The organism is Pseudomonas sp. CVAP#3 (genome assembly GCF_018986375.1).
Lineage (GTDB): Bacteria > Pseudomonadota > Gammaproteobacteria > Pseudomonadales > Pseudomonadaceae > Aquipseudomonas > Aquipseudomonas helvetica.
Map to the genome: position 1 here is coordinate 72,509 of NZ_JAHMSC010000024.1, position 10,229 is coordinate 82,737.

The 10,229-nt window shown below is 58.0% G+C and carries 10 protein-coding genes; 2 read left to right on the forward strand and 8 right to left on the reverse strand.

From position 1 onward, the window contains the following. Positions 1 to 52: 52 nt before the first annotated feature. The 8 genes from KRR23_RS26845 to KRR23_RS26880 all read right to left on the reverse strand — a co-directional run bounded on the left by KRR23_RS26845 (position 53) and on the right by KRR23_RS26880 (position 7,488). On the reverse strand, positions 53 to 370 hold the full coding sequence (locus KRR23_RS26845; RefSeq protein ID WP_216744894.1) for a DUF2388 domain-containing protein: 318 nt from the start codon (positions 368 to 370) through the stop codon (positions 53 to 55). Between the two features lie 180 nt (positions 371 to 550). Continuing rightward, the gene (locus tag KRR23_RS26850) at positions 551 to 760 is read right to left on the reverse strand and encodes a DUF1127 domain-containing protein (RefSeq protein WP_054594972.1); all 210 of its coding nucleotides are present in this window, start codon (positions 758 to 760) and stop codon (positions 551 to 553) included. Positions 761 to 1,030: 270 nt separating this feature from the next. Then, positions 1,031 to 1,246 (reverse strand): DUF1127 domain-containing protein, encoded by a 216-nt coding sequence (locus tag KRR23_RS26855; protein ID WP_054594973.1) that lies wholly within the window; start codon positions 1,244 to 1,246, stop codon positions 1,031 to 1,033. A 319-nt stretch (positions 1,247 to 1,565) separates the two neighbouring features. Then, the gene (locus tag KRR23_RS26860; protein ID WP_216744895.1) at positions 1,566 to 3,059 is read right to left on the reverse strand and encodes an acetyl-CoA hydrolase/transferase family protein; all 1,494 of its coding nucleotides are present in this window, start codon (positions 3,057 to 3,059) and stop codon (positions 1,566 to 1,568) included. A 181-nt stretch (positions 3,060 to 3,240) separates the two neighbouring features. Beyond that, a complete protein-coding gene (locus KRR23_RS26865) occupies positions 3,241 to 4,677 on the reverse strand; it encodes an NAD(P)(+) transhydrogenase (Re/Si-specific) subunit beta (protein WP_054594975.1) in 1,437 nt (478 codons plus the stop codon). Further along, positions 4,677 to 5,000: an NAD(P) transhydrogenase subunit alpha gene (locus KRR23_RS26870; RefSeq protein WP_003187010.1), complete on the reverse strand. Its 324-nt coding sequence runs from the start codon at positions 4,998 to 5,000 to the stop codon at positions 4,677 to 4,679. Before KRR23_RS26870 ends, KRR23_RS26865 begins: the two co-directional genes overlap by 1 nt. Before the next feature lie 15 nt (positions 5,001 to 5,015). After that, the gene (locus tag KRR23_RS26875) at positions 5,016 to 6,137 is read right to left on the reverse strand and encodes a Re/Si-specific NAD(P)(+) transhydrogenase subunit alpha (RefSeq protein WP_216744896.1); all 1,122 of its coding nucleotides are present in this window, start codon (positions 6,135 to 6,137) and stop codon (positions 5,016 to 5,018) included. 430 nt (positions 6,138 to 6,567) lie between these two features. Next, positions 6,568 to 7,488, reverse strand: coding sequence for a LysR family transcriptional regulator (locus KRR23_RS26880; RefSeq protein ID WP_216744897.1), 921 nt, complete (start codon positions 7,486 to 7,488; stop codon positions 6,568 to 6,570). Between the two features lie 157 nt (positions 7,489 to 7,645). Between KRR23_RS26880 and KRR23_RS26885 the strand changes: the two genes are divergently transcribed. Both KRR23_RS26885 and KRR23_RS26890 read left to right on the forward strand, forming a co-directional pair. Then, the gene (locus KRR23_RS26885) at positions 7,646 to 8,827 is read left to right on the forward strand and encodes an acyl-CoA dehydrogenase (RefSeq protein WP_216744898.1); all 1,182 of its coding nucleotides are present in this window, start codon (positions 7,646 to 7,648) and stop codon (positions 8,825 to 8,827) included. Positions 8,828 to 8,840: 13 nt separating this feature from the next. Next, a complete protein-coding gene (locus KRR23_RS26890) occupies positions 8,841 to 10,061 on the forward strand; it encodes a CaiB/BaiF CoA-transferase family protein (RefSeq protein WP_216744899.1) in 1,221 nt (406 codons plus the stop codon). Positions 10,062 to 10,229: the final 168 nt, after the last annotated feature.

Consider the following 10,229-nt stretch of genomic DNA (forward strand, 5'->3'; position numbering starts at 1 on the left):
CCAGCGCCGAGGAAACGGGACCCAATCTGAGAGCCCCGTTTTCCGACGTCGATCAGATCGCCAGAATGGCTTGAGCCAGCTGTGCGTCAGTGGCTTTCAACTGTGGAGCCTGTGTGTGGATGTAGTCGAGAGCACTTTCCAGGCGCACGCCACGGATGGCGCCTTCGCTGGCTACGAAGCTGGCAGCGTCATCACGGGCAGCGCGAACGATCTTCTTGTCCCGCAGCGAAGAGGAGAGGTTGGTTGTGGCGTCGGAGCTGTCCTTGAGTGCACCGACGACAGTGTCAGTGGTGATAATGAAGCTGGAGGCGTGCGAATTGGCAGCCACAGCCAGCAGTGCTGCAATGCTGAGCAGACGAAGACGGGACATGGGGTAACTCCTGTGAATAAACCATAAATAGTGACGCCAAGAATAACGTCGGGCAGCCACGGCGTGATGCGTAACGTCTGAGAGATCAGACATACCCTGCGCAGGGCTCGCCACGTTGTCTTCGGATATTAGGCCGTTGTTCAACCGTTCGAATAGCCCTGTCACCCCATCTAGACACGGTTAGCGCCAAAAAGGTTTGTCCAGTTCGACCAGTCGATCTGAATGGCTGATACCTATGTCAGACAGCTGCTGTTCATTAAGTTGCGCGAGCAGGCGGCGGGTGCGCGCTTTTTCCATGCTTTGACCGATAGCGGCAATCAACCGGGCCATACGCTTGAGTAAGGAAGGCTTGCGAGTAGGCGGGAGCGGAACTTCAAGTAACCGATTCATGGTGTGTTCCTCGCGAACAGGCTGATTGAGCAGCCTTGGGAGACCATGTTCGGCGTTTCGCCGTCGCTGGAGCAGATACACCAGTGTTAAATTGTACTGGTTCAGTTTGTATGTTGTTTAAACTGTACCTGTCGTGCGACCGCCCTTCTGTACCCGCCGTTTTTCAGCCCTGAAACGACAAAACCCGCCGTGGTTTCCCACGACGGGTTTTGTGTGTGCAATTCGGGGTGCTGGCGGTGGACCCGGTGGGTCAGGGCCAGCGACGCTAACTTAGCGCCAGAACGGCTTGCTCAGCTCTTCGTAGCGTTGTGCTTCGCTAATCCCTGCGTCAGCCAGCAGACGCGAATCCAGGCGAGCCAGTTGGTGGCGGCTGGAGATGCGGCGCTGCCACAGCATCAGGTTGGCGATAACGCGAAGAGGCATGGAAGCCTGGGTTTTTACAGCGTTGTCTTCGAAGAACATTTCGGAACTGAGTGTACGTTCCATGGTTGACATCCTTCCGCTTATGGCGGGATTAGGTAGTGGTTTAACTGATGCCAATGATCCTCTCGTTTGGCCAGTCTCTCTAGATACAGTTCACCTGTATTGTGAGGGACCAGTTAACTGTTAATAGGTGCTGTACTGCTCGAAAACGAGGCAACTGTACCTATCTGCACTTTAGTAGTGCATTTTTAGGTGTTTGGCTCGGAAGTGTGGGCAATTACGGTAGGAAATGACCGGTACAGCAGTACAGTTTTTGAAGGATGTTGGATTGGCGATGGCGAGCTGACGAAATTGTGTTTGCGTCAGCTGCCATCTGTATCAATCACACGGCGAGCATTCTGCCGGTTTCTTCCAGGTTGATGTGCCAGCTGAGGGCATCGCGCAGGATGTGCGGGGTGTGTCCGCCGATGGCGCAGGCTGCCTCGAAGTAAGCATTCAACGCTTCGCGGTAGTCCGGGTGCACGCAGTTGTCGATCACCACCCGCGCCCGCTCCCGTGGCGCCAGGCCACGTAAATCGGCAAGGCCGATCTCGGTCACGAGGATGTCGACGTCGTGCTCGGTGTGGTCAACGTGACTGACCATCGGCACCACACTGGAAATCGCCCCACCCTTGGCAATCGACTTGGTGACAAAGATCGCCAGGTGCGCGTTACGGGCAAAGTCGCCGGAACCACCAATGCCGTTCATCATCCGTGTGCCGCAGACGTGGGTGGAGTTGACGTTGCCGTACAGATCAAACTCCAGCGCCGTATTGATGCCGATGATGCCCAGGCGACGAACCACTTCAGGGTGGTTGGAGATCTCCTGTGGACGCAGCACCAGTTTGTCCTTGTAGCGTGCAAGATTGCCAAACACATCCGCATTGCGCCGGCTCGACAGGGTGATCGAGCTGCCCGAGGCGAAGCTCAGTTTTCCGGCGTCGATCAGGTCGAAGGTCGAGTCCTGCAGGACTTCGGAGTACATGGTCAGGTCTTTGAAGGGCGAGTCGATCAGGCCGCACATCACCGAGTTGGCAATGCTGCCGATACCGGCCTGCAGCGGGCCGAGCTTGTTGGTCATGCGCCCGGCAGCCACTTCCTGCTTGAAGAAGTCGATCAGGTGGTCGGCAATGGCCTGGGTGTCATTGTCCGGCGGCAGCACCGTGGACGGCGAGTCGGACTGGTTGGTGATGACGATCGCGACGATCTTTTCCGGCGGTATCGGGATCGCGGTGCTGCCGATACGGTCGTCGACCTTGACCAGCGGAATAGGCGTGCGGGTCGGACGGTAGGTCGGGATATAGATGTCGTGCAGACCTTCCAGATTCGGGTTGTGCGCCAGATTGATCTCGACGATCACGTGCTTGGCGAAAATCGCGAAGCTGGCCGAGTTACCGACCGAGGTGGTTGGCACGATGTGGCCCTGTTCAGTGATCGCCACGGCTTCAATCACCGCGATGTCCGGCAGCTTGAGTTGCTGGTTGCGCAGTTGTTCCACGGTTTCCGACAGATGCTGGTCAATGAACATTACCTCGCCGGCGTTGATCGCCTTGCGCAGGGTGCTGTCGACCTGAAACGGCATACGACGGGCCAGCACACCGGCCTCGGTCAGTTGTTTGTCGAGGTCGTTGCCCAGGCTGGCGCCGGTCATCAGGCTGATTTTCAGCGGCGTGACCTTGGCGCGTTCGGCCAGTGCATGGGGCACGGCTTTGGCTTCGCCGGCGCGGGTAAACCCGCTCATGCCGACGGTCATGCCGTCCTGAATCAGAGCGGCAGCGTCAGCGGCGCTCATTACCTTATCCAACAACGAAGGCAAGCGGATACGATCACGGTACATGGATGGTTATCTCGGGCAACGGAAGCAAGATGCGCAGTCTAGTGATTTCGAAAAAATTCGCCCCGCGACCATGGTCGAATGCTGGCCCCTGATTTAGAGCCTTTGGTCGGTTTTCTGCAGGCAATAAAAAACCCCAGCCTACTAAAGGCCGGGGTTTTCGGTATTGCTGCTTGCGCAGTCTTTACTCGACGGCTTTAACCATGTCTTCGATGACTTTCTTCGCGTCGCCGAAGACCATCATGGTCTTGTCCAGGTAGAACAGTTCGTTGTCCAGGCCGGCATAGCCGCTGGCCATCGAACGCTTGTTGACGATGATGGTCTTGGCCTTGAAGGCTTCAAGAATCGGCATGCCGGCGATTGGCGATTTCGGGTCGTTCTTCGCCGCCGGGTTGACCACGTCGTTGGCACCCAGCACCAGCACCACATCGGCCTGGCCGAACTCGGAGTTGATGTCTTCCATCTCGAATACCTGGTCGTAAGGCACTTCGGCCTCGGCCAGCAATACGTTCATGTGGCCGGGCATCCGACCGGCTACCGGGTGGATCGCATACTTCACGGTCACGCCACGGTGGGTCAGCTTCTCGGTCAGCTCTTTAAGCGCGTGCTGCGCCCGTGCTACCGCCAGGCCGTAGCCTGGAACGATGATCACGGTGTCGGCGTTGGTCAGCAGGAACGTGGCGTCGTCCGCTGAGCCGGATTTCACCGGGCGGGCTTCTTTCGAACCGGCTGGGCCGGCCGCGTCTGCACTGTTGCCGAAACCACCGAGCAGTACGTTGAAGAACGAACGGTTCATCGCCTTGCACATGATGTACGAGAGGATCGCACCGGACGAACCGACCAGGGAGCCGGCAATGATCAGCATCGAGTTGTTCAGCGAGAAGCCGATTCCCGCCGCAGCCCAGCCGGAGTAGCTGTTGAGCATCGACACCACCACCGGCATGTCTGCGCCGCCGATCGGGATAATGATCATTACGCCGAGCACGAAGGCCAGGGCCAGCATCAGGGCGAAGGCGCCGAGGTTGCCGGTCATCATGAAGGTGACACCCAGGCCCAGCGTTGCCAGGCCCAACAGCAGGTTGATTTTATGCTGCCCGCCGAACTGTACTGGTGCGCCCTGAAACAGGCGGAACTTGTACTTGCCCGACAGCTTACCGAACGCGATCACCGAACCGGAGAAGGTGATTGCACCGATGGCGGCGCCGAGGAACAGCTCCAGACGGTTGCCAGCGGGGATCGAATCGCCCAGCTGCTTGACGATACCCAGCGACTGCGGCTCGACCACGGCGGCGATGGCGATGAACACCGCTGCCATACCGATCATGCTGTGCATGAACGCGACCAGCTCTGGCATCTTGGTCATTTCAACGCGTTTGGCCATGATCGAACCGGCAGTACCGCCGATCAGCAGGCCGACGATCACATAACCGATACCGGCGGTGGCCAGCTCGGAGCCGAGTTTGAACACCAGCCCGACAGTGGTGACGATGGCCAGCGCCATGCCGAGCATCCCGTACACATTGCCGCGTCGCGACGAGGTCGGGTGCGACAAGCCCTTCAGGGCCTGGATGAAGCAGATCGACGCGATCAAGTAGAGCGTCGTTACAAGGTTCATGCTCATTACTTGGGCGCCTCTTCTTTTACGGCTTTCGGGGCTTTTTTCTTAAACATCTCGAGCATTCTGCGGGTCACCAGGAAACCACCGAACACGTTGACTGCAGCCAGCGCCACAGCGAGGGTGCCCATGGTTTTGCCCAGCGGAGTCACGGTCAGCGCCGCCGCCAGCATGGCGCCGACGATCACGATCGCCGAAATGGCGTTGGTCACTGCCATCAACGGCGTGTGCAGCGCGGGTGTAACGTTCCAGACCACGTGATAACCGACATAAATCGCCAGCACGAAGATGATCAGGTTGTAGATACCGGGGGAGATAAGCTCTTCCATCGTCTGAATCCCTGCTTAGGCGTTTTTGCGGATGACTTGGCCGTCGCGGCACATCAGGCACGCGGCGACGATGTCGTCTTCTAGGTTGATCTGGAATTGGCCTTCGGGTGTAAAGACCAGCTTCAGGAAGTCCAGCAGGTTGCGGGCGTACAGCGCCGAGGCGTCTGCTCCAACCTGTGCTGCCAGGTTGGTCGGGCCGGCAATAGTCACGCCATGAGCGACGATCACCTGGTCGGCCACGGTCAGCGGGCAGTTGCCGCCCTGCGCAGCGGCCAGGTCGATGACCACCGAACCTGGTTTCATTTGCGCAACGGTTTCAGCGCTGAGCAAAACCGGTGCCTTGCGGCCGGGAATCAGTGCGGTGGTAATGACGATGTCGGCTTGCTTGGCGCGCTCGTGCACGGCCAGGGCCTGACGTTGCATCCAGCTGGCCGGCATGGGCCGTGCGTAACCGCCGACACCGACGGCACATTCGCGCTCTTCATCGGTCTCGTATGGGACGTCGACAAACTTGGCGCCGAGAGATTCGATTTGTTCCTTCACCGCCGGGCGCACATCGGACGCTTCGATCACCGCACCCAGACGCTTGGCGGTGGCGATCGCCTGCAGGCCTGCCACGCCGGCGCCAAGGATCAGCACGCGAGCGGCCTTCACGGTGCCGGCGGCCGTCATCAACATCGGCATGAAGCGCGGATAGTAATGGGCGGCCAGCAACACGGCTTTATAGCCGGCGATGTTCGCCTGAGAGGACAGCACATCAAGGCTTTGCGCGCGGGAGGTGCGCGGCGCCGCTTCCAGGGAGAACGCGGTAATGCCGCACTCGGCCAGTTTGGCAATGGTTTCATTGCTGAACGGGTTGAGCATGCCAACCAGCACGGTGCCGCGTTTGATCAGGGTCAGTTCGCTGTCGCTGGGTGCGACGACCTTGAGAATCAGCTCTGCGCCAAAAGCATCATTGGCGCTGCCAATCATTGCGCCTGCCGCTTCATAAGCACTGTCGACAACGCTGGCATTAATGCCGGCACCGCTTTGCACAGTGACTTTATGACCCTGGCCGATCAGCTTCTTGATGGTTTCCGGGGTTGCAGCAACCCGCGTTTCACCGGTCTGGGTTTCGAGAGGAACACCAATGTGCACGTCAAATCTCCTGCTTGATCTTATTGCTTTCGATCATTCTTGGAAGGCCAGCGCACTACGGAGGGTGCGACTGGGGCGGCCGATCAGCACGTCCCCGCCGTATTTCGGGCGGGGCGCGGCATTTTGCAGGCGAACTTTGTGCCCTTCAAGGGATTATGACGGGTGACGGAAAATTAACTACAAGTCACCCTGTGACCGAATGTCGCAAGTGTCCGCCTAGGTCCCTTGTAGGCCGTGCCTTGTAAGGGTTCCTGTCAAAATCCAGGAATTTACACATCGGCGCCGTGAATGACGCAGCATTGCTTTGAATCAAGGCCGCAAAGCCACGCCGTTAGGCGCTTGTGGGACGATTGTGCCTCCCGAGGGTACAGTCTGTTTAAATGCGACAAATACTTATATCTGTAGTGCTTTAAATTTGCTGACTACGAGGTCAGCTTGTGGCGAATAAGCCCTGCCCTTCTAGGTTGTAGCTGTGTGCCTGGTTGACCAGCCAATCGCGAAATGCGCGTAAAGAGGCTGATTCGACCTTTCGGTCAGGAATCATCAGGTAATAGGCCTTGATGCTCGACAGGGTCTGAGGGTTGGCAATCACCAGTCGTTTCTCCGCCAACTCACGCTGAATCAGGAACGGTGGGATCAGTGCGATGCCCATGTCATGCATCGCCGCCTGAGCCAGCATGGAGAATAGCTCGTAACGCGGACCTGTCATGTCGCGGGGGACATTCAGGTGCTGTGAGTCGAACCACTGGCGCCAGGCGTAAGGGCGCGTGGTCTGCTGCAGCAGCGGCAGGTCGGCAATCATTTCGGCGCTCAGGTGCGTGTGATCACCGAGTAATCTCGGGCTGCACACCGGCATCGGATTTTCGCCCATCAGCCTGTGGGACTCGGTACCGGACCAATCGGCGTCACCAAAATAAATCGCTGCGTCAAAATCGGTGTCGGCAAACAGAAAGGGTCGTGTGCGGTTGGTCAGGTTGACCGTGACTTCCGGATGTTGCTGCTGAAAGTCCTTGAGTCGCGGCAGCAGCCATTGAGTACCAAAGGTCGGCACGACCGCCAGTTCGATGACGTTGGCGCCCTGCTGGCCCATCACTGACAGCGTGTCCCGTTCAACAGCATCCAGTTGCGTTGCTACGCGCCGGCTGTAGGAAAGCCCTGCTTCGGTCAGCTTGACGCCGCGTCGTGAGCGTCGGAACAGTTCGACGCTGAGGAACTCCTCCAGGCTGGCGATCTGTCGGCATATCGCTCCTTGAGTCAGCGATAACTCTTGAGCGGCCTTGGTAAAGCTCTCATGACGGGCTGCCGCTTCGAAGCTGATCAGTGCGGCAGTGCTGGGTATCTTCCTGCGCATGTACGGCAACCTCACTAATAGTTGGCATAGGTGGCGTCTAAGGCTATTACGGAGTGAGAAATTAGCACAACAGTATGCAAAATCCTCGTTTGCCCAATGCGCCAGTGGCGCCTAGGATCAGTCCACGATATTTGACCTACTTCGCGAGGACTCTCTCATGGCCGGTAAAGCTAGCTTCAACTGGATCGATCCCCTGCTGCTGGATCAACAGCTCACCGAAGAAGAGCGCATGGTGCGCGACAGCGCTGCTCAGTTTGCTCAGGACAAGCTGGCTCCACGTATTCTTGAAGCGTTCCGTCATGAGAAAACCGATCCGGCGATCTTCCGCGAAATGGGCGAGATCGGTCTGCTGGGGGCGACCATTCCTGAGCAGTACGGCGGCAGCGGCCTGAACTATGTCAGCTATGGGCTGATCGCTCGTGAAGTCGAGCGCATCGACTCTGGCTATCGCTCGATGATGAGCGTGCAATCTTCGTTGGTCATGGTGCCGATCAACGAGTTCGGTACTGAAGCGCAGAAACAGAAATACCTGCCGAAACTGGCTACCGGTGAGTGGGTTGGTTGCTTCGGTCTGACCGAGCCGAACCATGGTTCCGATCCGGGCTCGATGATCACTCGTGCACGCAAAGTGGAAGGCGGCTATAGCCTGACCGGCAGCAAGATGTGGATCACCAACAGTCCGATCGCTGACGTATTTGTGGTGTGGGGCAAGGATGACGCCGGTGATATCCGTGGCTTTGTCCTTGAGAAAGGCTGGAAAGGCCTTAGTGCTCCGGCGATCCACGGCAAGGTCGGTCTGCGTGCCTCCATCACCGGTGAGATCGTGATGGACAACGTATTCGTTCCAGAAGAGAACATCTTCCCGGATGTCCGCGGTTTGAAAGGCCCTTTTACTTGCCTGAACTCCGCCCGTTATGGCATCGCCTGGGGCGCTCTGGGTGCAGCCGAATTCTGCTGGCACACCGCTCGCCAGTACACCCTGGATCGTCAGCAGTTTGGCCGGCCTTTGGCTGCCACTCAGTTGATCCAGAAGAAACTGGCGGACATGCAGACTGAAATTACCATGGCCCTGCAAGGTTGCCTGCGTCTGGGGCGTATGAAGGATGAAGGCACGGCTGCCGTCGAAATCACTTCGATGATGAAGCGCAACTCTTGCGGCAAGTCGTTGGACATCGCCCGCATGGCTCGCGATATGTTGGGCGGTAATGGTATCTCCGACGAATTTGGTGTTGCGCGTCATTTGGTCAACCTTGAGGTAGTGAACACCTATGAAGGGACTCATGACGTTCACGCGCTGATCCTGGGTCGTGCGCAGACCGGTCTCCAGGCGTTCTATTAATAGGAGAGCGGCCATGGGTGCGTTATCGCATTTGCGGGTACTGGATTTATCGCGAGTACTGGCCGGGCCTTGGGCCGGGCAGATCCTCGCGGATCTCGGCGCCGAAGTTATAAAGGTCGAGCGCCCAGGCAATGGCGATGACACTCGCGCCTGGGGGCCGCCCTTCCTTAAGGACGCTTACGGCGAGAACACCAGCGAGGCCGCCTATTACTTGTCGGCCAATCGCAACAAGCAGTCGGTGACCATCGACTTTACTCAGGCCGAAGGTCAGCGTCTGGTTCGTGAGTTAGCCGCGAAGTCCGACATCCTGATCGAGAACTTCAAAGTCGGTGGTCTGGCGGCCTATGGGCTGGACTACGAAACGCTCAAGGCGATCAATCCTGATCTGATCTATTGCTCGATCACTGGCTTCGGCCAGACCGGTCCTTATGCCAGGCGTGCTGGCTATGACTTCATGATCCAGGGGCTCGGTGGTTTGATGAGCCTGACCGGTCGCCCTGAAGGTGATGACGGTGCCGGGCCGGTGAAAGTCGGTGTGGCGCTGACGGATATTCTGACAGGGCTCTACTCGACGGTTGCGATCCTGGCGGCGCTGGCTCATCGGGAGCATGAGGGCGGTGGTCAGCACATTGATATGGCGCTGTTGGATGTTCAGGTCGCGTGCCTTGCTAACCAGGCGATGAATTACCTGACTACCGGCATTGCTCCCAAGCGCTTGGGTAATGCTCACCCGAACATCGTTCCCTATCAGGACTTCCCGACCGCGGATGGTGACTTCATCCTGACGGTGGGGAATGACGGGCAGTTCCGCAAGTTCGCCGAAGTGGCTGGTCAGCCGCAGTGGGCGGATGATCCACGGTTTGCGACGAACAAGCTTCGTGTTGCGAATCGTGCGGTGTTGATTCCGCTGATTCGTCAGGCTACGGTCTTCAAGACCACTGCCGAGTGGGTGGCGCAGCTGGAGCTGGCGGGTGTGCCGTGCGGGCCGATCAACGATTTGTCGCAGGTATTTGCCGATCCGCAGGTTAAGGCGCGCGGTTTGGCGATCGAGCTTCCTCATGCGCTGGCTGGGTTGGTGCCGCAGGTTGCCAGTCCCATTCGCTTGTCCGAGACGCCGGTGGAGTACCGTAGCGCCCCTCCGCTATTGGGTGAGCACACGCTTGAGGTTTTGCAGCGAGTGCTGGGTCTTGAGGCTGCCGCCGTTGCTGCTTTCAAAGAAGCTGGAGTGCTCTGAAGGTTCCTTCTATATAGAAGCGGTGTTTCCCCCCTCTATATAGAGGGGGGAAACACTGTTTTTTCGGCTTTCTGCAACTCATTGATAGAAAAGCAAAATTAAGTGTTGACGGCAGATTCTGGAAGTCTATAATTCGCCCCACTTCCGGCGCAGTCGAAACGGAAAACT

Excerpts from the sequence above, each read along its gene's own strand:
- KRR23_RS26885 (WP_216744898.1), top strand. The coding sequence starts at position 7,646 with ATGGCCGGTAAAGCTAGCTTCAACTGGATCGATCCCCTGCTGCTGGAT.
- KRR23_RS26855 (WP_054594973.1), bottom strand. The coding sequence starts at position 1,246 with ATGGAACGTACACTCAGTTCCGAAATGTTCTTCGAAGACAACGCTGTA.
- KRR23_RS26845 (WP_216744894.1), bottom strand. The coding sequence starts at position 370 with ATGTCCCGTCTTCGTCTGCTCAGCATTGCAGCACTGCTGGCTGTGGCT.
- KRR23_RS26860 (WP_216744895.1), bottom strand. The coding sequence starts at position 3,059 with ATGTACCGTGATCGTATCCGCTTGCCTTCGTTGTTGGATAAGGTAATG.
- KRR23_RS26870 (WP_003187010.1), bottom strand. The coding sequence starts at position 5,000 with ATGGAAGAGCTTATCTCCCCCGGTATCTACAACCTGATCATCTTCGTG.
- KRR23_RS26880 (WP_216744897.1), bottom strand. The coding sequence starts at position 7,488 with ATGCGCAGGAAGATACCCAGCACTGCCGCACTGATCAGCTTCGAAGCG.
- KRR23_RS26850 (WP_054594972.1), bottom strand. The coding sequence starts at position 760 with ATGAATCGGTTACTTGAAGTTCCGCTCCCGCCTACTCGCAAGCCTTCC.
- KRR23_RS26865 (WP_054594975.1), bottom strand. The coding sequence starts at position 4,677 with ATGAGCATGAACCTTGTAACGACGCTCTACTTGATCGCGTCGATCTGC.
- KRR23_RS26890 (WP_216744899.1), top strand. The coding sequence starts at position 8,841 with ATGGGTGCGTTATCGCATTTGCGGGTACTGGATTTATCGCGAGTACTG.